This is a genomic window from Candidatus Accumulibacter phosphatis (genome assembly GCF_000024165.1).
GTDB lineage: Bacteria > Pseudomonadota > Gammaproteobacteria > Burkholderiales > Rhodocyclaceae > Accumulibacter > Accumulibacter phosphatis.
Window position 1 is genome coordinate 1351499 of sequence record NC_013194.1, and the last position, 18972, is coordinate 1370470.

General features: G+C 67.1%; 16 protein-coding genes. 12 read left to right on the top strand and 4 right to left on the bottom strand.

The annotated features are described in order from the left end of the window. Positions 1-92: 92 nt before the first annotated feature. Together CAP2UW1_RS05885 and CAP2UW1_RS05890 are read right to left on the bottom strand one after the other, a co-directional pair. Entirely contained in the window at positions 93-1409 is a 1317-nt protein-coding gene (locus CAP2UW1_RS05885) for an ATP-binding protein (protein WP_015765748.1), read from the bottom strand. Then, entirely contained in the window at positions 1406-2068 is a 663-nt protein-coding gene (locus CAP2UW1_RS05890) for a response regulator (RefSeq protein WP_015765749.1), read from the bottom strand. The genes CAP2UW1_RS05885 and CAP2UW1_RS05890 overlap by 4 nt, the downstream gene beginning before the upstream one ends. 375 nt (positions 2069-2443) lie before the next feature. On the opposite strand from CAP2UW1_RS05890, the gene CAP2UW1_RS05895 reads away from it, so the two are divergent. The 3 genes from CAP2UW1_RS05895 (at position 2444) to CAP2UW1_RS05905 (ending at position 5813) form a co-directional block, all read left to right on the top strand. Continuing rightward, positions 2444-3403 (top strand): double zinc ribbon domain-containing protein, encoded by a 960-nt coding sequence (locus CAP2UW1_RS05895; RefSeq protein ID WP_015765750.1) that lies wholly within the window; start codon positions 2444-2446, stop codon positions 3401-3403. A 1-nt stretch (position 3404) separates the two neighbouring features. Further along, the gene (locus CAP2UW1_RS05900; RefSeq protein WP_015765751.1) at positions 3405-4466 is read left to right on the top strand and encodes a TAXI family TRAP transporter solute-binding subunit; all 1062 of its coding nucleotides are present in this window, start codon (positions 3405-3407) and stop codon (positions 4464-4466) included. A 144-nt stretch (positions 4467-4610) separates the two neighbouring features. Then, the gene (locus CAP2UW1_RS05905) at positions 4611-5813 is read left to right on the top strand and encodes a MalY/PatB family protein (RefSeq protein WP_015765752.1); all 1203 of its coding nucleotides are present in this window, start codon (positions 4611-4613) and stop codon (positions 5811-5813) included. A 94-nt stretch (positions 5814-5907) separates the two neighbouring features. Here CAP2UW1_RS05905 and CAP2UW1_RS05910 read toward each other — a convergent pair whose 3' ends face one another. Next, on the bottom strand, positions 5908-6777 hold the full coding sequence (locus CAP2UW1_RS05910) for a hypothetical protein (protein WP_291933807.1): 870 nt from the start codon (positions 6775-6777) through the stop codon (positions 5908-5910). Positions 6778-6797: 20 nt separating this feature from the next. Next, positions 6798-7199, bottom strand: coding sequence for a hypothetical protein (locus CAP2UW1_RS05915; protein ID WP_199931580.1), 402 nt, complete (start codon positions 7197-7199; stop codon positions 6798-6800). 46 nt (positions 7200-7245) lie between these two features. Here CAP2UW1_RS05915 and CAP2UW1_RS25975 point away from each other — a divergent pair, with 46 nt between their 5' ends. The 9 genes from CAP2UW1_RS25975 (at position 7246) to CAP2UW1_RS23565 (ending at position 18948) form a co-directional block, all read left to right on the top strand. Next, positions 7246-7398: a hypothetical protein gene (locus CAP2UW1_RS25975; RefSeq protein ID WP_291913937.1), complete on the top strand. Its 153-nt coding sequence runs from the start codon at positions 7246-7248 to the stop codon at positions 7396-7398. 20 nt (positions 7399-7418) lie between these two features. Continuing rightward, complete coding sequence (locus CAP2UW1_RS25980; protein WP_041567725.1) at positions 7419-7661, top strand: SHOCT domain-containing protein; 243 nt, start codon at positions 7419-7421, stop codon at positions 7659-7661. 340 nt (positions 7662-8001) lie between these two features. Then, positions 8002-9270 carry an urea ABC transporter substrate-binding protein gene (urtA, locus tag CAP2UW1_RS05925; protein WP_015765755.1) on the top strand — a complete coding sequence of 423 codons (1269 nt, stop codon included), beginning with the start codon at positions 8002-8004 and terminating at the stop codon, positions 9268-9270. 55 nt (positions 9271-9325) lie between these two features. Then, positions 9326-10924: an urea ABC transporter permease subunit UrtB gene (gene urtB, locus CAP2UW1_RS05930; protein ID WP_015765756.1), complete on the top strand. Its 1599-nt coding sequence runs from the start codon at positions 9326-9328 to the stop codon at positions 10922-10924. A 16-nt stretch (positions 10925-10940) separates the two neighbouring features. Next, positions 10941-12107 carry an urea ABC transporter permease subunit UrtC gene (gene urtC, locus CAP2UW1_RS05935; protein WP_015765757.1) on the top strand — a complete coding sequence of 389 codons (1167 nt, stop codon included), beginning with the start codon at positions 10941-10943 and terminating at the stop codon, positions 12105-12107. Next, positions 12104-12946 carry an urea ABC transporter ATP-binding protein UrtD gene (gene urtD, locus CAP2UW1_RS05940; protein WP_015765758.1) on the top strand — a complete coding sequence of 281 codons (843 nt, stop codon included), beginning with the start codon at positions 12104-12106 and terminating at the stop codon, positions 12944-12946. Before urtC ends, urtD begins: the two co-directional genes overlap by 4 nt. Positions 12947-12953: 7 nt before the next feature. Beyond that, complete coding sequence (urtE, locus tag CAP2UW1_RS05945; protein WP_015765759.1) at positions 12954-13646, top strand: urea ABC transporter ATP-binding subunit UrtE; 693 nt, start codon at positions 12954-12956, stop codon at positions 13644-13646. A gap of 258 nt (positions 13647-13904) precedes the next feature. Next, positions 13905-15329, top strand: a complete 1425-nt coding sequence (locus CAP2UW1_RS05950) for a hypothetical protein (RefSeq protein WP_015765760.1) — start codon at positions 13905-13907, stop codon at positions 15327-15329. Continuing rightward, a complete protein-coding gene (locus CAP2UW1_RS23565; protein WP_015765761.1) occupies positions 15316-18948 on the top strand; it encodes a tetratricopeptide repeat protein in 3633 nt (1210 codons plus the stop codon). Before CAP2UW1_RS05950 ends, CAP2UW1_RS23565 begins: the two co-directional genes overlap by 14 nt. Positions 18949-18972: the final 24 nt, after the last annotated feature.

Consider the following 18972-nt stretch of genomic DNA (forward strand, 5'->3'; position numbering starts at 1 on the left):
CGCTCGGCTTCCCATGGCGCAACGATAGGAGGGCATGACTTAAATCTGACTTAAGGCGCCGGCGAGTCCACGTGATTGCCGGCGAGCACCGGTCAGGATGCCGTCGACCCGCCGAAGCGAACCCGCGCCCGCAGGCCACCGAGGTCCGCCGCATCGAGCAGGACGCTGGCCCGATGCCGTTCGGCGATCGTTCTGACAATCGCGAGTCCGAGACCGCTGCCCGGTTCGTCGGTCTGGGCGCGCCGATAGAAGCGGTCGAAGACGCGTTCTCGCTCCTCGGGGGGAATTCCGGGGCCGGAATCGTTGACCTCGACGAAGGTGCCGAGAGCGTCGTCGCCGACCGCCACGTCGACCTTGCCGCCGGGTGGGGTATAGCGAATCGCGTTGCCGACGAGGTTGCTGACGAGGATGTGCAGCGCCTCCGCGTCGCCGCTGACGGTGAGCGCGCGCGCCGCGGGTGTTACGCCGAGGTCGATTTGCCTGGCTTCGGCGAGAGGCAACTGGTCGGCGACGACCTTGGCCACGAGGTCGTCAAGGTTCACCGGCGTCAGCGGCCGGTCACCGCCACCGGGCTCCTGGCGGGCCAGGGTGAGGAGCTGCTGCACGCAGTGGGTAGCACGTTCGAGTCCACGTTCCAGTTCGCCGAAGGCGTCGCCGCGCGCTGCGGCATCGGTCGCGCGTTCGGCCAGTTGCAACTGCAGGCTGAGGGCCGCCAGGGGCGTCCGCAATTCGTGGGCGGCGTCGGCGATGAACTCGCGCTGCGCGTCGAGCGCGCGCTTGAGGCGGGCGAGCAAGTCATTCAGTGAGCGCACCAGCGGCACCACCTCGGTGGGTACCCGGTTTTCCGGCAGTGGATCGAGCGCCACGGGCGTGCGCGTGGTCATCGCGCGCGCCACCGCGTCGAGCGGCCGCAAGCCCCGGCCGACGACCACCCAGATCAATACCCCGAGCATCGGCAGCATCGGCAGGAAGGGTGCGACGGTACGCAAGGCGGCGGCCAGCGCCAACTCGTCGCGCGCCTGCAGCGGTTGCGCGACCTGGATGGTCTGGCCACCCTGCTGCAAGCCGAACGCGCGCCACTTGCCCTTGCCGGTGTCGATCGTCGCGAAGCCGAGTGGCGCGTGGTGCGGTAGTTCCTTGCCGGGGTGCGAGAGGTAGATGCGGGTGCCGTCCGGTCGCCAGATCTGGATCGAGAAGTCCTGCGCGTCGTCGTTGCTCGCCAGGTCGCGGATGTGCGCATTCTGCAAGGCCTGGTCGCGAAACGACAAGGCCAGTTGGCGCAGTTGGTAGTCGAACATCGCGTTGGCCTCCGCGCGCGCCGTCCGGTAGGTGGCCAGCGCGCCGAGCAGCGTGGTCAGCGTGATCGCCGCGAGCAGGGCGAACAGCAACTGGCGTCGGATCGATCTCATGGCAGGCGCGGCACCAGGTAGCCGACACCGCGGATATTCTTGATCTGCTCGGCACCGAGCTTTCGCCGCAGCGAATGAATGTAGACCTCGACCGCGTTGCTTTCGATTTCGTCGCCCCAGCCGTAGAGTTTCTCTTCGAGCCTGGCCCGCGAGAGCGGTACGCCGGGCTGTTCGAGCAGTGCCTGCAGCAGCGCGAACTCACGCGCCGAGAGCGTTACCGGCGTGCCGTCCAGTGTCAGTTCGTGCGTGGCCGGATTCATCCGCAGGGGTCCATTCTCGATCACCGGTTCGGCGCGCCCGGCATGCCGCCGCTGTACCGCCCGCATGCGTGCGGACAGTTCGTCGAGGTCGAATGGCTTGACGAGGTAGTCGTCGGCGCCGGCATCGAGTCCCCGGATGCGGTCGGCGATCGCATCGCGGGCGGTGATCACGAGGACCGGAATGCTGTTGGCCGATCGCCGCAGGCGGGTGAGGACGTCGAGGCCGGATCGGCCGGGCAGGCCGAGGTCGAGCAGCAGGATGTCGTAGGGCGTCGTGGCCAGAGCCAGCTCCGCTTGCTGGCCGTCACGCAGCCAGTCGGCTGTATGGCCGTCCTGGCGCAGGCCCTGCTGAACGCTCTTGCCGATCATCGGATCGTCTTCGACCAATAACACGCGCATGCGGCTCTGCCGACGGAAAAGGGGCGCCCGGATGGGCCGGCCAGGAGATCGATGGCGTCGCTGCGCCATGGTTTTCACGGTAGGTTAAGGGCGCGGGGAAGCGGCTGTCAATGCAGGAATACACCGGCAATGCACCACCGTGCGGCGCTGCGCAGGCTGGCCGGGCTGGCACACCGGGAGTCGCTGTGGCGACCGCCCGGCGCTCCGCATTGACTGGCGTTGACCCGGCCACCTATACTGATGCCGTACCGTTGACTTACCGGGCGGTTGGCGACGCGTGACGACGGAACTGGTGGGTCCATGGCGGGCTGCACAGATGTTCGCGATCACGGAATGCCGAGCAGGATGCTCGGTGGTTTCGCCGGACCTGTGCCCATGGCACCAACGCACCTGCTGATCATGTCATCCATGCGCTTCCTCCTGTGCCTGTTCTGCAAGCACCCTAATCCCGAGGGTGCCGGCTTCTGCAATGGCTGCGGTTCGCCCTTGCACCTGCAGCCGTGCGAACGCTGCGGGGCAATCGACAAGCGGACGGCGGCGACCTGCTACAAGTGCGGTGGCGAGTTCCCGCTGCCGGCGGAGAGCGAGTTGTCGGCCGAGTCTCTCGCCGATGAGATCGACTCGGCACTGGCGGCGCTCGACCAGCCGCTCGCAGATCCACCCCTTGACGCCGGCGGCGTCGCCAGTGGGCGGCCGGCGGTGCCCGAATCGGTGGCGCTGGCGCTCGCTGAGTTGCGCCGGGGAGTGCCACGCGCTGATCACGATGTCGGCGAACCGGTGGCGGAACTCGATGTTCCGGAAGCAACGCCGGCGAATGACGAGCAGACGCACGCGCGTCCCCAGCTTCCCCAGTTGTTGCCGGCTGACGCAACGCTGACGTCGGCTACTCCGTACGCGCCGGGCGCCGACTCCGGACGCGGCTGGCGGGCTGCCGTGGCTGCGCTATTGCTGGTGGCGATTGCCGCTTCGCTCTATTACGCCCATGAGCGTTCGGCACCGCTTCCGGTTGCCGAGAAGCAGGCTGAACAAGCATTGCCGGCGAGCGCGACCGAACCTCCGCTGAAGGCAGATGCTGCCTCGACGAACGTGGCGGCCAGGCTCGACCGCGCACCGCCATCGGCCGTGACACCGCCAGTAGCGAGCAGAATTGGCGTTCCCGACAAGGCCTTGGCGCTGGCGCCGCCGGCCGCCGGCGCGGCCAAGCCCATGCGCGCAAGGAATGGAACCGATGCGGCGGCGAAGCCGGCGGAGGCGGCGCCGACGGTGACGGGATGTCCGGAAGCCGTCGATGCCCTCGGTCTGTGCGCGGCGAACTTGAAACAGGGGAAGCAATAGCATGAGAAAGATAGTCCTGTACTCGCTGCTGCTGGCGGCAATGATGGGCCATGCGATCGCCGTTCTGGCGGCGGCGGAATACAAGATCGTGACCGCTTCGGAACGGGGTACCTATATCAAGATCGGGCGCGATCTCGCCCAGTTCGTGGCGCCGCCGGCGGACATCGCTCTCGAGGTGCTGTCGTCGGCGGGATCGGTGGATAACGTTCGACGTCTGCGTTACGAGCCGGGCGTCAAGTTCGCTCTGGTGCAGTCGGATGTCTATCAGTCCTTTCTCGACATGGCCAGCGGCGGGAACAGCGAGGCGGGCGCGCTGATCCGGCCATTGCGCGTGATCATGCCGCTGTACAACGAAGAGATCTACTTCATCGTCCGGGCTGACTCGGAGCGCAACTACGTACACGAGATCAGGAATGCGAAGATCAACGCTGGCGAGTTGGGGAGCGGCACGGCGCTGACCTCGGCGACGCTCTACCGCCTGATGTTCGGCGAAGCGATACCCGACGCCAGCGCCAGCTACCTGTCGAACGAGGAGGCGCTGGTCAAACTGGTGACTGACAAGACCATCGACGTGGTCGCCGTGGTTGCCGGCCAGCCTGCCAAACTTCTCGTCGATATGAAGCCCGAGGCGCGTCAGCGCATCAAGCTGCTCAAGTTCGATGCCAACCATCCGTCCAGCAAGTCGGTGCTCAGGACCTACTTCCAGGCGAGTGTGCGGGCCAGCAATTATCCCAACCTGCTGACGGCCGACCTGCCCGGGCTGGCCGTCAAGGCGTTCCTCGTCACCTACGACTTCCAGGTGAAGAACACCGAGGCTTACCTGCGACGCTTCGCCCGTTCGCTGTGCCAGAACTTCCCGACGCTGCTCGATAAGGGGCACCCGAAATGGCGCGAGGTCGAGCTTGCCCTGCCGGACCTTGGGCGTGGCTGGAACTACTACGCCGCCACCACTGCTGAACTGCGTTCCTGCATCGGCGGCGAGGCCAAGGGGCGAGTGCAGACGGGATCGCCGCCGGCAAAGGCGTGCTCGCAGCAGGAACGGCTGCTCGGTCTGTGCAAGTAGGCGCCAGTCCGGGGGGCGGGGCACCGGCTGCCCGTTCGGTGGGTTGCTGCGCTCTCCAGTCGGCCTGCGGCCACACGGCGCAGTGGGTGTCCGTCAAGTTGGAAAAGTGTCTGCACTGCCTCAGGCCCGCGTGAATCGACAGCCATGACAAGGGACTTTTCGGCGAGCTTCGACTCGCCTGCGGACCGCCTCGAGTGGTCGGCGACCAAGTGGGAAAAATATCGCGGGCGGGACGTCATTCCGCTGTGGATCGCCGACATGGATTACCCGGTTGCGCCGGCGATCCAGCGCGCCGTCGCGGCGCACGTGCGGCATGGCAATTATGGCTACATGTCGGCGCCGCGCGAACTGGCCGGCGACCTGGTTGCCTACCACGCCGAGCACTATGGCTGGCAGATCGAGCCCGGGTGGATCGTCTGGCTGTCGGGTCTGGTGCTCGGGATCAATCTCGCAGTCAAGGCCTGCTGCGGCGACGGCGAGTCGGCGCTGACCTTTTCCCCCGTCTACCCGCCGTTCCTGAGCGCGGCGCCGACGCAGGGGAGGCGCACGCTGGAAGTTCCCCTGGCGCTCGATGAAGCCGCCTGGCGAGCCGGTGATCTACGCTACCACATCGATTTCGCTCGTCTCGATGCGGCCCTCCTGCCGGATACGCGCCTGCTGCTGCTTTGTCACCCGCACAACCCGGTCGGCAGCTTGTTCTCCCGTGACGAACTTGATGCGCTGGCGGACTTCTGTGTGTGCCACGATCTGTATGTCTGTTCGGACGAAGTCCATTGCGACCTGATTCTCGACGGCACGACGCCCCACGTGCCGTTTGCCCGCGTGCTTGCCGCGCGTTCGTCGACGCATCTGGCGCGCAGCATCACCTTGCACGGGCCGGGAAAAGTCTTCAACCTCGCCGGCTTGGGAATCGCCTGGGCGATCATTCCGGATGCCGGACTGCGCAAGCGCTTCCGCGCCGCCAAGCAGCGCCTGGTGCCGGAGGCCTGTTGTTTTGGCTATACGGCACTGCAGGCCGCGCTGCGCGCTGGCGAGCCCTGGCGTCAGGCGCTGCTCGCCAGGCTGCGCCGGAATCGCGACCAGGTTTCGGCAGCGCTCGACGCCATGCACCTGCCGCACAGCCATCCGGCGGCGACCTACCTGACGTGGATCGACACGCGGCGGCTCGTTGGCAAAGTCGGCAACGCCGCACAGTGGTTCGAGCAGCAGGGCGTCGGCCTTTCGGACGGCGCCGATTTCGGCGCACCCGGGTTTGTGCGACTCAATTTCGCTGCCGGTAGTGCGGTCCTCGATGAAGCCTTGCGGCGCATGCAGGAGGCCGTGTACCGGCTGGATGCCGGCGGCTGAGGGGGCCCGGTGGGTCGCCCTGGCGGTGGTCGCGGCCGCCACCCGGCCCGGCGGTATGTAGCGAGCCTATCGCCCAGGGAAGTCGTGTCGCCGATCAGCACGGCCGGCCGTCGGCCAGTCGCGAAAAGCCGAAACCGCCGCCGACACCCGGTTGAATGCAGATGGTCACGCCCAGCGAGCGGGCGGCGCGGTCGATGTCCGGCGGGAAGCGTGCAAAGGGGATGGCGCGCTCGACGACCGACCTGATGAAAGCGATCTCCTCTTCCTGGTCACCCGCATTGATGACCTTGAAGGATTTCAGGCTGCCGTCGGGATTGATCCGGAACTGCACCGACGCCGTCTTCAGGCCCCGGCTGCGTGGGTCGTTGCGGACGAAGGCGGCGCTGCGGTTGAGGCGCTTGACGACTCCGTCCACATAGAGATCGAGACTGAAGGGCTCGGGCGGCGGCGTGTTCGGTCGCCGCTCGAGCAGGGCGCTACCCTCTTCGTCCTGGCGTGCTTGCTGACGACTGATGTCCCTGGCCATGGCCAGCGAACGTTGGGCCAGCGAAGGCTTGGGCGCGGCCTTGGCCTCGGCGGCGAGTTCGTCGAGGAAACGGTTCATCTCCTGCTTCTCAGCCGCTGACCAGCGTGGAGTCTCGGCGACGGCCGGCGCGGCGGACTTCGGCGCGGTCAATACGCGCGCGCGGGGCGGCTGCCTGGCTGGCGGGGCAACGGTCGGCCGGGTGGGAGCCTTCGGCGTCGGCGCCGCCTTTTCCGGCGGGCGCGCGGGTGCGGGTGGGGCCTCGGCCTGCGGGCGGGCCGACAGGCTGGCTTCGAAGCGCGAGCTGGCGCTCAGCAGGGGAGGCGGCTCCTTTTGTGGAGCGAACAGCACGACGGCGTGCACGACCAGCGAGGCAGCGACCGCCCAGGCCAGAGGGCGCAGACCGGATGGTGCTTCGTAGTAGGGAGGCAGCGCGGGCACAGCGGTTCGGGCATCCGTACTCACTCTCCTGGCGGCCTGCGCAAGCGTTTGCGGTCGTCGAGATCATGGCTTCGTTCCTCGGCCAGTCCTTGCGCGGCGGGAACGGGCATATCGTCGAGAGCGAGGGCCTGTGGGCAAGTGAGCATGTGGTTTTCGGCACGTTCGTCAAGCGCGGTCGCGCCGACATGGCAAGGCGCGACCACCAGGTTAACGACGAGCGCCGGTGTCACCGCCAACGGGCGGCGCCAGCCTTCCGTGCTGGTGGCCCATGCCGGGTCTCCCGGCAGGGCGGCGACACGGGTCCGTGCAGGCGGCGCGAGCAGATCGGTGGAGGGTTCGGCGGCACGGTACAGCGTTTCATGGACTGCCGGCGGGACGCGAGCGTCGACGCGCTCCTGCCTGGCAAGGATCCCTTCCATCATCACATCCTGCGTTCAAGTGGGCGGCCAGTGTACCAGTGGAGCAAGCATGGCGCAGTTCTCGCATTCCGAATTCTCCGGCTCCGGTCAGTGGACGCGCGGCGGCATGATCATGGTATCGGACATGTTCGACAACTCACTGAAGGGGCGTATCGACGGGCTGTGCAATGAACTATCCAGCAGTCGGTCGGCGGCACGCTGAGCTTCTCGAGCCAACATGGCTTGATCGACGTAGCAAGCCTGCCGGTGGTCTCGTCCACCGGACAGCTTCCCGTGAGGTCGCCGGCGAGGCCGGCAGCCAATGATTGGGCGAACAGCGTAGCGCTGGAATCGGCGCCGGCGGCGGGTCGCGGCGAGCAGGACGTGTTCGCGACGCTGGAAAGGCTCGCCGATCTGCGCGCCAAGGGCATCCTCAGTGACGAGGAGTTCTCGGCCAAGAAGACGGAGCTGCTGAGCCGCATCTGACCCACTCCGCCGCTGCCTGTGGGGCGGCATGGCCCTGAATCGGCGGCAGACCGACTACCCCCATGATTGGCGCCTACCCCTTCTTCCCCCATGGCTACCACCGATGGGCTTGTCGGCAAGCGGACGGAAAGCGCCAGATGCGTGATCCTGGTGCACGACGCCGGCCGTTGCCCCGCTTTGGTGCGGAGAAAAGGCGCGATGCTCCCTGAATAGTGCGTGCCGCGGCCAAGCGCCGCCTGCCGGCGCGCCTTCCGAACATCTTTAGTGTTGGCACGCCGCTTGCTTAATGCTCCTCGGAGGAAGACTTCTTCCCGCTTCTTAACCTTCGAGGAGACAACAGATGGTACGTCGCAATTTCATGAAGACCCTGTCGGCGGTTGCCGTCACGGCTGCCTTCGGCCTCAACTCGCTGAGCGCCCTGGCCGCCGAGACGATCAAGGTCGGTGTTCTGCATTCGCTTTCCGGCACCATGGCGATTTCCGAGACGGCTCTCAAGGAGACCGTCCTGATGGCAATCGACGAGATCAACAGCAAGGGCGGCGTCCTCGGCAAGAAGCTCGAGCCGGTGGTCGTCGACCCGGCCTCCAACTGGCCGCTGTTCGCCGAGAAGGCACGCCAGCTCCTGAGCAAGGACAAGGTTGCGGTGACTTTCGGCTGCTGGACCTCGGTGTCGCGCAAGTCGGTCCTGCCGGTCTACAAGGAACTCAACGGCCTGCTCTTCTACCCGGTGCAGTACGAAGGTGAGGAACTCGAGTACAACGTCTTCTACACCGGCGCAGCGCCAAACCAGCAGGCGATCCCGGCGGTCGAGTACCTGATGAGCAAGGATGGTGGTGAGGCCAAACGTTTCGTTCTGCTCGGCACCGATTACGTCTATCCGCGCACGACCAACAAGATCCTGCGCGCTTTCCTGAAGTCCAAGGGCGTCGCCGACGCCGACATCATGGAGGAGTACACCCCCTTCGGGCATAGCGACTACCAGACGATCATCGCCAAGATCAAGAAGTTCTCGAGCGAAGGCAAGAAGACGGCGGTGATCTCGACGATCAACGGCGATTCGAACGTTCCGTTCTACAAGGAATTGGGTAACGCCGGCATCAAGGCGACCGACGTGCCGGTCGTTGCTTTCTCGGTCGGCGAAGAGGAACTGCGTGGCGTCGATACCAAGCCGCTGGTCGGGCACCTGGCCTCGTGGAACTACTTCATGTCGTTGAAGAACGCCGAGAACGACAAGTTCACCAAGCTGTACCGCTCGTGGGCCGTCAAGCAGAAGCTGCCGAATGCCGACAAGGCGGTCACCAACGACCCGATGGAAGCGACCTATATCGGCGTCTACATGTGGAAGCAGGCGGTCGAGAAAGCCAAGTCCACCGACGTCGACAAGGTGATCGCGGCGATGGCCGGGCAGACCTTCAAGGCGCCGTCCGGTTTCACGATCAAGATGGACGAGAAAAACCACCATCTGCACAAGCCGGTGTTCATCGGCGAGATCAAGGCCGACGGGCAGTTCAATGTCGTCTGGAAGACGCCTGGTCCGGTCAAGGCAGCACCGTGGAGCCCGTACATCCCGGGTAACGACAAGAAGAAAGACACGCCGGAAGGCAAGTAAGCGTTGTTCTGCGGGTGCCGGCGGTCAGCCGCCGGCACCCGATCGTGGAGAGAGCATGGGCAAGTCTCGATTTCTGCTGTGTGGTTGGCTGTTGAGCGTTTCGCTTGCGCAGGCGGCCATCGACCCGGCGCTGCTCAAGCCGCTGGCCTCCGAAGATTCCGACACCAAGATCGCCGCGATCACGGCTCTGGCCCAGGCGGCACCTGCCGAGGCGCTGCCGGTGCTCAAGGCGCTGGCCGACGATTCGCTGGCGGTGGCGGGGGAGCGCGTCGTCATCGTTGCCGGCGAGCGGGTTCTCGACGCGGCCAATAACACCGAGATCTCGCCGGCGCCGGCAGCGCGCGAGGTGATCGGGATCAACAACCGTGTGCGCCGAGAACTCTCGGCCGCGCTGGCTGCACTGCGGCTTTTCTCGACGGAGCGCGCGGTGCGCTGGCAGGCGGCACAGGAAGTGACCCTGAGCGCCGATGCGAAGATGCTGCCGTTGCTCGACCGCGCGCTCGCCGCGGAAAAGGATCCCGAGATTCGAACGCGCCTGCAACTCGCGCATGCGCAAGCCAGTCTGGGTTCGACCGACGCCGAAGTCCGCCTCGCGGCAGTCAAGACGCTCGGCGAGAGCAGCGATCCGAAGGTCCGCCAGCTTCTCCTGCCACTCAACGAGAAACGCGGCGATAGCTGGGTGGAGCCCGACAGCGCCGTGCGCGCCGCGGCCGGCACCTCGCTCCGTTCGATCGAGCAGCGGCTGGCCTGGGCCGACAGTCTCGGACGGGCGTTTACCGGCCTGTCGCTCGGCTCGATCCTGCTGCTCGCGGCGCTCGGACTGGCGATCACCTACGGCGTGATGGGGGTGATCAACATGGCCCACGGCGAGTTGCTGATGGTCGGCGCCTACTCGGCATGGGCGATGCAGAGTGTGTTCCGCGCCTATTTGCCCGGGGCGCTCGACTGGTATCTGCTGGCGGCGATCCCCGTCGGCTTTCTCGCCGCGGCGCTGGTGGGCGTACTGATGGAGCGCCTGATCATCCGTCACCTTTACGGCCGTCCGCTGGAGACCCTGCTGGCTACCTGGGGCATCTCGCTGTTCCTGATGCAGGTCGCGCGCACCGTGTTCGGCGCGCAGAACGTCGAGGTTGCCAACCCGGCCTGGATGGCCGGCGGCATCGAACTGCTGCCGAATCTCATGCTGCCGTGGAACCGGATCATCATCGTCGCCTTTTCCATTGCCGTGCTGGTCGCCATGTGGGCGATCCTCAACCTGTCGCGGCTGGGGATGTTCGTGCGGGCCGTCACACAGAACCGGCCGATGGCCGGCTGTGTCGGCGTGCCGACCGGCCGCATCGACACGCTGGCGTTTGGCCTCGGCGCCGGCATCGCCGGCCTCGGCGGCGTGGCGCTGTCACAGATCGCCAACGTCGGGCCGGACATGGGCCAGGGCTATATCGTCGATTCCTTCATGGTCGTCGTTCTCGGCGGCGTCGGGCAACTCGCCGGCGCGGTCTGGGCGGCTCTCGGACTCGGCGTCTTCACCAAGTTCCTCGAAGGCTGGACCGGGGCCGTGGTCGCCAAGATCGTCGTGCTGGTGTTCATCATCATCTTCATCCAGAAGCGTCCGCAGGGGCTGTTCGCCCTCAAGGGCCGCTTCGTCGAATCGTGAGCCGGGAAAAGCGATCATGAACCCTTCACCGGTACCCGTGCCCTTCATCGTTCGCCTCGGACGCAGCTTCGACGCGCGCACCTGGCAGATCGTCGGCCTGTTCGCCGCCTTCGCGCTGGTCGCCGTGCCGGTGATGCACCTCGCGCTGCCGCCCGACCACCCGCTGCATCTGTCGACCTGGTTCATCACGCTGGTCGGCAAGATCCTCTGCTACGCCATCGTCGCTGTGGCGATGGACCTGATCTGGGGCTACGGCGGCATCCTCTCGCTCGGGCACGGCCTTTTCTTCGCGCTTGGCGGCTACGCGTTCGGCATGTACCTGATGCGCCAGATCGGGCGTGACGGCAGCTACCAGAGCGATCTGCCGGATTTCATGGTCTTCCTCGACTGGAAGGAGTTGCCGTGGTTCTGGGCCGGCAGCGACAGCTTTCTGTGGGTGGCGCTGCTGGTGCTCGTCGTGCCGGCGGTGATCGCTTTCGTCTTCGGCTATTTCGCCTTCCGCTCGCGCATCAAGGGCGTGTACTTCTCGATCATCACGCAGGCGCTGACCTATGCGGCAATGCTGCTTTTCTTCCGCAACGAAACCGGTTTCGGCGGCAACAACGGCTTTACCGACTTCAAGCGCATTCTCGGCTACTCGATCACCGCGCCGGAGACGCGTGTCGTCCTCTTCGCGCTGTCGGCTCTGGCGCTGATCGGCACCTTGCTGCTCGCGCGCTATCTGGTGACCTCGAAGTTCGGCCGAGTCCTGACGGCGATCCGCGACGCCGAGTCGCGGGTAATGTTCATCGGCTACAACCCGCTGTGGTACAAGCTGTTCGTCTGGACGCTGTCGGCGATGCTCTGCGCGTTTGCCGGCGCGCTCTACGTGCCGCAGGTGGGGATCATCAACCCGTCCGAAATGTCCGTCGCCAACTCGATCGAGATCGCCATCTGGGTGGCCGTCGGCGGCCGCGGCACGCTGATCGGGCCGGTCATTGGGGCGTTCATCGTCAATCTGGCGAAGAGCTGGTTTACGGTCAGCTTCCCCGAATATTGGCTGTTCTTCCTGGGCACGCTGTTCATCGTCGCCACCCTTTACCTGCCGCAGGGCGTCGTCGGCCTGTGGTTCAAGCTGCGCGGGCGATTCCGCAACGACGATGCCGGGGCGGTCGCGGGCGACGCCAAAGGGGTGCGCGCATGAACGCCGGCGAACTTCACCTGGCGGACCAGGACAACCCGGACTGGGACAGCGGCACGGCCGAACTCGGGCACGTACTGAAACCCGGCCAGCTCGACCTGTCGCACAAGGTCATCCTCTATCTCGAAGACATTACGGTCAGCTTCGACGGTTTCCGCGCTCTCAACAAGCTGTCGCTGACCATCGACGCCGGCGAACTGCGTTGCATCATCGGCCCGAACGGCGCCGGCAAGACGACGATGATGGACGTCATCACCGGCAAGACACGGCCCGACGAGGGAACGGTGTTCTTCGGCCAGACGATCGACCTGACGCGACTGAGCGAACCCGAGATTGCGCACATCGGCATCGGCCGCAAGTTCCAGAAGCCGACGATTTTCGAGAACCACACGGTTTTCGAGAACCTGGAACTGGCCATGAAGACCGACAAGCGCGTCTGGTGCAGCCTTCTGGCGCTGCTCGACTCCGCCGCCGGCGACCGGATCGCCGAGACCCTCGAGCTGATTCGCCTGTCGGCGCACGCCGATCGCCTGGCCGGCCTGCTCTCGCACGGACAGAAGCAGTGGCTGGAGATCGGCATGCTGCTGATGCAGGAGCCGAAGCTGCTGCTGCTCGACGAGCCGGTGGCCGGCATGACCGACGAGGAGACCGAGCGTACCGGCGAGTTGTTTCTCTCGCTGGCCGGCAAGCACTCGCTGGTCGTCGTCGAGCACGACATGGCCTTCGTCAAGCAACTCGGCGGCAAGGTGACGGTATTGCACGAAGGCAGCATGCTCGCCGAAGGGACTCTGGAGGAAGTGCAGGCCGACCAGCGCGTCATCGAAGTCTATCTGGGGCGTTAGGACGACCATGTTGAGTATCAACAACCTGAACCAGTATTACGGCGGCAGCCACATCCTGCGCAACCTCAGCTTCACCGCCGAGGCCGGCAAGGTGACGGCGATTCTCGGCCGCAACGGCGTCGGCAAGTCGACGCTGCTCAAGTCGCTGATGGGCCTGCTGCCGACGAAGAGCGGCAGCATCGAGTTTGCCGGCCGCGACCTGACGCGTGCTGCGTCGCACCAGCGGGTCAAGGCCGGCATCGGCTACGTGCCGCAGGGGCGCGAGATCTTCCCTCGCCTGACCGTGCAGGAAAACCTGCTGATGGGGCTGGCGACCTGTCCCGGCGGCACGCGCGTTCCCGAGCGCATCTTCGAGATGTTCCCGGTCCTGCGCCAGATGCTGCGCCGGCGCGGCGGCGACCTCTCCGGCGGCCAGCAGCAGCAACTGGCGATCGGCCGCGCGCTGGCGATGGGGCCGAAGCTCCTGATTCTCGACGAGCCCACCGAGGGCATCCAGCCGTCGATCATCAAGGACATCGAACGCGCCATCCGCGCACTGGCGGCAAGCGGCGAAATGGCCATCCTGCTCGTCGAGCAGTATTACGATTTCGCGCGTTCGCTCGCCGACCAGTACCTGGTCATGGAGCGTGGCGAGATCATCATGCGCGGGCGCGGCGACGACATGGAGAAGGACGGGGTGCTGGCGGCGCTCGCCGTCTGACGGCGCGGTCGGTGCCTGGCGGCGCGGCACGCTGCCGCTGACGGACCCGTTCGGCAGTGCCGGCGCCGGCACGCCGGTCGGTGCCGATGCTCGCCCGCTTCGCTTCCCACTGATCCGGATCGACCCGTTCGCCGCAGAATCCCGCGCGCGTCGATCGCGCGTGCCGGCAGAATCGTTGAGATGCAAGGCTCCTTCGTTGTATTCTCGGGCGTTGCCCGCTTTCCCTCGCGGGTTCCGCCGAGTCATGGAGGACACCACATGCTGCAACGCGCCGAGACGCTCGAAGACCTCTACAAGGCTCTGTCGCCGCAACCGCTGATCGATCCCGCCGACTTCGCCGCCTTCTACCGCCAGGAAATCAATGCCGTGCGCGGCGGTCAGGTCGTCGAACGGATGAGTCTAGGCTTGAAGCGGGCGCACGGCATCCTGCCGTACAAGGCGCTGCTGATGGGGCACGCCGGCGTCGGCAAGTCGACCGAACTGACACGCCTGACGCGCGAGGTCGAGGACAAGTACCGGGTCATCCGGCTGAGCGCGAGCGAGAGCCTCGACCCGATCAGCTTCCAGCCCTTCGACGTCGTTCTCTTGATGATGATCGAAGTCGCCCGGCGCACGGCGGAGAACAAACCCGCCGGCGCCGGTCGGCGACCCGACGATGCTTACCTGAAGGACATCGAGGACTGGTTCGCCAGCGAGAAGGATATGGTGAGCAGCCGGACGGAGACGACCGCGCAGGCCGCGGCCGGCGCCGGCGTCGCGGGCGACACCCTGTGGGCCAAACTCACCGGTCTGTTCGCCAACATCAAGGGCGAGATCAAATATGCCAGCGTGCGCGACCGGCAGAAGGTGAATTACCGCTTGAGCCGCCTCGACGAACTGATCGGCGCCGCCAACCGCTTGCTCGTGCACTGCAACGACCTCTTGCGTGCGGCGACCGGACACGAGTGGCTGTTCATCTTCGAGGATTTCGACAAGGCCGGGATTTCGCCGAAGCAGACCGAGGATCTCTTCGTCACCTACGCCAACGCCATTCGCGAACTCGACGCCCAGCTGTTGTTCACCATTCCGATCACGCTCGGTTACTCGCCGCGAGCCGGCTCCTTGCCGGTTGCGCAGAGCGCACTCTTCGTCCTCCCCGACACGATGGTCTTCGACCGGGAGCATCGACCGTACGAGCCCGGGCGGGCGGCCATCCGCGCCGTCCTCGAAGCCCGCATGCGGCCCGAACTCTTTGCCGCCGGCGAGATGGAACGGCTGATCGAGGCGTCCGGCGGCAACCTCCGCAACCTCTTCGCGATGACCGCCAGCGCCGGCGATACGGCGCTGCTTCGGGGCGGCCAGCGGATCGAGGCGGACGACGTGAGCGGCGCCATACGGCAACTGCGGACCGACTACGAGCGCCAGCTCGGCGAAAGCCAGTACGACCAGGAAACCGGAGCCGATGGCAAGGCGCGGCCGATCGCCTACGAAGCGAAAGCGGAACGGATGTTGCGCATCTACGAAGGGGATCCGGAAGCCAAGATTCCCGCGCCAGTGCTCTATTCGCTGCTGCGCTCGCGCGCCGTGCAGGAGTTCAACGGCGAGCGCTGGTTCGGCGTGCATCCGCTGGTGGTGGACCTGCTCGTTCGCCAGAACAGGATTGCCCGCCCGGACTCCGGTCGGGTGCCCGGTGGAACCGAATAGATCGCCGCCTCTGGGCAGCATCGCCGACGTCCGCCAGCGGCTCGTCCTCTGGTGCGAGCGCAGCGACTCGGGCCTGGCGCGCGTCGAATTCAGCAGCGAAGGCGCCCGCCGCCGCGTCGTAGCAGGCTTGCGCGAGGACCTGGCGGCGCGTGGCATTCTGCTGCACGAGATCACCCTGCAGACGGTCGCCGACGCCTCGGCACTGGCCAGTGATCTGCTGGCGCACCTTTCGACGCTCGCCCCGGGCGCCGTCTCGATCGACGGATTCGCCAGCGCTCTGCCGCTCGACAGCGCGCAACGCCGGGAAGCGCTCTACCGCTTCAACCTCAAGCGCGAGCCCCTCGGCGAGCAGCCGCAGCGCCAGATCTGGTGGCTGCCGCCGCACCTCGCCGAGGATTTCATTCGCCTCGTCCCCGACCTCGATTCGTGGTTTCTCGTCAAGCTGCAGCTCAGCGAGATCGCTGAAACCACCAGAACCGCCGAAGCGGCAGGCGACCGGCTTGGCGCGCGCGAACGCGGGGCCATCGACACGCGCCTCGACCCGGCGGAGCTGCGCTCGCTGGCCGCGACAACGATCGAGCGGCTGCAGCGCGGTCGGCAGCAGGGACTGACGCAAGCCGAAGCGCAAGACCTGCTGTTGCGTGCGCTCGGCTTCCTGCGCCAGGGCGGCCTCGATCAGGAGGCGAGTCTGCTCGCGGCGCGTTTCCCCGATCTGCTCAATGCGTACCGCCTCTTCGTTTCGGCGGTCGGCAGCGAGTTCCGCAGCTATCGCGATGCGCTGCGTCATGACCTCGAACGCCCCGGGGTCACCGTCAGGGTCCAGGAAGACTTCATCCCGACGGGCAGCGAAACGCTCGACAAGCTGGACACCTACATCGCCGGCTGCGACGCCGTCATCCACCTCGTCGGCGACCTGACCGGCGCGCTGGCGCAGCCGTCGTCGCTGGCGCTGATCCGGCAACGGTACCCGGATCTCGGCCGCCGCCTGCCGCCGCTCGCGCCCTTCCTCGAAGACGGCGCGCCGGCGCTCTCCTACACGCAGTGGGAGGCGTGGCTGGCGCTCTATCACGGCAAGACGCTGCTGATCGCCGTGCCGGAGGACGCGGCGCCACGTGACGCGGGCTACCGCCGCGACGAAGCGCAGCGCGCCGCGCAGCAGGCGCACCTGGCGCGGCTGGCGGCAGTCGAGCGCCATCCCGAAATCCGCTTCGCCAACGCCGACCGCCTCGCCGTCGAGCTGCTCCGCTCGAAGCTGCACGAAATCCTCGCGCGCGCCGGCGTCCGGATGCGGCCGGCCAACCTGCCGTTCGGCAGCCTGGGCGCTCTCTTCAAGGGCCGCGACGCGGCGCTCGCCGACCTCGCCGTCAGTCTCGGCGGTATCCCGGCGAGCCCCAGCGCCGTCGTCGCGCGCGTCATCAACGGCATCGGCGGCGTCGGCAAGACTCGCCTGGCGCTCGAATACGCGTGGCGGCGCGCCGATGACTACAGCGCGCTGCTCTTCGTCGGCGCCGAGTCGCCCGCGGCGCTGCAGCGCCACCTCGCCGCGCTGTGCAGCGCCAGCGTCCTCGATCTCCCGGAGCGGCACGAGACCGACGAGGGCCGCCAGTACGAAGCTGTTCTGAACTGGCTGCGCACCCACCCCGGCTGGCTGCTGATCGTCGACAACGTCGATTCCGAAGACGCCGCGGCGGCGGCCGAGGCGCTGCTGCCGCGACTCGCCGGCGGCCACGTCGTCCTCACCAGCCGGCTCGCCCACTGGAGCGGCCGCCTGGCGCTGCCGTCGCTCGAAGTGCTCGCGCGCAAGGACGCCGCCAACTTCCTGGTGGCGCGCAGCCAGGAGCGGCGGCGCCCGCGCACCGACGATGCCGCCCTGGCGGCGCAGCTCGCCGACGAACTCGGGGGCCTGGCGCTGGCGCTCGAACAGGCCGGCGCCTACATCGCGCAGCGCCGGCTGAACTTCGCCGAGTACCTGGCCGAATGGCACAGCCAGCGTGAGAAGGTGCTCGCTTGGTACGACGCGCGCCTGATGCAGTACCCGAAGAGCGTCGCGATCACCTGGCAGACCAGCTTCGACCGAGTCGGCGAGCCGGCGCGGCGGCTGTTGCAGCGTCTCGCCTGGCTGGCGCCGGAGCCGATTCCCGAATCGCTGCTCGCCGTCGCCGTACCCGAAGACGCCGGCGAGGCGCGCGCGACCGCCGGCGCGCCGGCCGACAGCCTGGCCGCGCTGGTGGAACTGGAGTCGTATTCGCTGGTCCGGCGCGCCAGCGACGCGCCGAGCTTCACGATCCACCGGCTGCTGCAGGAAGTGAGCCGACGCCCGCGCGACGATACGGCGCCGGCCGCCGCCGCCGCGCTGCGCGCCGCGCTGGCCTGGGTCGATGCGGCTTTCGTCGGCGATCCCGGCGATGTCCGCGACTGGCCGCTGCTCGACGCGCTGGCGCCGCACGCACTGGCCGTCGCTCGCTATGCCGACGCGGCCGGAATCGCCGATCCCACGGCCCGGCTGCTCAATCAAGTTGGCTTGTTGTTGCTGGAGAAGGCACGCTACGCCGAAGCCGAGCCGCTGCTGCGCCGCGCGCTGGCGATCGACGAGGCGAGCTTAGGCGACGCGCACCCCAAAGTCGCGATCCGCCTCAACAACCTGGCCCAACTGCTGCAGGAGACCAACCGCCTGGCCGAAGCCGAGCCGCTGATGCGCCGTGCCCTGGCGATCGACGAGGCAAGCTTCGGCGACGCGCACCCCAACGTCGCGCGCGACCTCAACAACCTGGCCCAACTGCTGAAGGCGACCAACCGCCTGGCCGAAGCCGAGCCGCTGATACGCCGCGCGCTGGCGATCGACGAGGCGAGCTTCGGCGACGCGCACCCCGAAGTCGCGATCGACCTCAACAACCTGGCCCGACTGCTGCAGGACACCAACCGCCTGGTCGAAGCCGAGCCGCTGATGCGCCGCGCGCTGGCGATCGACGAGGCGAGCTTCGGCGACGCGCACCCCAATGTCGCGCGCCACCTCAACAACCTGGCCCAACTGCTGCGGGCGACCAAGCGCCTGGCCGAAGCCGAGCCGCTGCTGCGCCGCGCGCTGGCGATCGACGAGGCGAGCTTCGGCGACGCGCACCCCAGGGTCGCGCGTCACCTTAACAATCTGGCCGGACTGCTGAAGGCGACCAAGCGCCCGGCCGAAGCCGAGCCGCTGCTGCACCGCGCGTTGGCGATCGACGAGGCGAGCTTCGGCGACGCGCACCCCACGGTCGCGATCGACCTCAACAACCTGGCCCAACTGCTGCAGGCGACCAACCGCCTGTCCGAAGCCGAGCCGCTGATGCGCCGCGCGCTGGCGATCGACGAGGCGAGCTTCGGCGACGCGCACCCCAGGGTCGCGATCCACCTCAACAACCTGGCCCAACTGCTGCAGGCCACCGACCGCCTGGCCGAAGCCGAGCCGCTGATGCGCCGCGCGCGGCGAATATTCGTCGCCAGCTTCGGCAGCGAGCACCCCAACTCACAGATAGTGAGAGCCAACACCGTCGCCCTGCTGCAGAAGATGGGCCGGAGCGACGACGAGATCGCCGACTGTCTGGCGCGCGACCCCGGCGCCAAGCCCGGCGGCGACTCGTGACGGCGCCGCGCCGGTCCCCGGCGA